The sequence below is a fragment of the Kitasatospora sp. NPDC056531 genome (assembly GCF_042794375.1).
Taxonomy (GTDB): Bacteria; Actinomycetota; Actinomycetes; order Streptomycetales; family Streptomycetaceae; genus Kitasatospora.
The window spans coordinates 1-1079 of sequence record NZ_JBHTTU010000358.1; the positions used below are offsets into that span (position 1 = coordinate 1).

A 1079-nucleotide genomic window follows, 5' to 3' on the forward strand; every position below is an offset into this window, starting at 1 on the left:
AGAACCTTCGGAGATCATTCCGCCGCGTCGCGGCTCCGAACCAAGGACCCAATCATCCACGGCCTGAAGGCCCGAACATCCTGGGAGATCAAAGATGAAGAAGAGTGCGCGCGCGCTCGCGGCCCTGCTGGTGGCCGGCCTGTCCCTGACCGCCTGCAGCTCCTCCGGCTCGGGCTCGGGCGGCTCCTCCGACGCCGCCGCCCCCGGCGCCCAGGCGCTCGACCAGGCCTCGGGCGTCACCACCGTCGAGTTCTGGCACTCAATGACCGGCAAGAACGCCGACGTGCTGAACGGGCTGGTCAGCCAGTTCAACGCGGCCCATCAGGGCAAGATCGAGGTCAAGGCCCAGTTCCAGGGCAAGTACGACGAGCTGGTCGCCAAGTACAAGGCCTCGGTGCAGCAGAAGGGCACCCCCGCCCTCGTGCAGGTCTACGACATCGGCACCCGCTTCATGATCGACTCCAAGCAGACCGTCCCCGCCCAGGCCTTCGTGGACAAGGACGGCTACTCGCTGGCCGACCTCGACCCCAACATCCGCAACTACTACTCGGCCGGCGGCAAGCTGGTCTCGATGCCGTTCAACTCCTCGATGCCGCTGCTCTACCTGAACACCGACGCCTTCAAGGAGGCCGGCCTCGACCCGGCGCAGCCCCCCAAGGACCTGGGCGAGCTGGCCGACATGGCCAAGAAGCTGACCAAGAAGGACTCCGACGGAAAGACCGTCCGCTACGGCTTCGGTGCCGCGATCTACGGCTGGTTCGTCGAGGAGCTGCTCGCCGAGTCCGGCACGATGTACTGCGACAACGACAACGGCCGCAGCAACAAGGCGGGCAAGGTCGTGTTCGACTCCGCCCAGGGCGCGCAGATCGTCCAGTGGTGGGCCGACCTGGTCAAGGGCGGCTACGCGGCCAACACCGGCCGGGTCACCGACGACGCCCAGGCCGCCTTCAAGGCCGGTACGGTCGCGATGCACCTGGAGTCCACCGGCGTGCTGCGCGGCTACACCGAGGCCGCCAAGTTCGGCGTCGGCACCGCGGCCTTCCCCAAGGTCACCGCCGCCGACCAGGGCGGCCCGGTGA

1 protein-coding gene is annotated in these 1079 nt (G+C 67.9%); it reads left to right on the forward strand.

Translation table 11 applies throughout. The features are described from left to right. Positions 1-94 precede the first annotated feature (94 nt). Positions 95-1079, forward strand: a 985-nt coding sequence (locus tag ACFQ87_RS46400; RefSeq protein ID WP_380617079.1) for an ABC transporter substrate-binding protein, incomplete at its 3' end; no start/stop codon positions are given.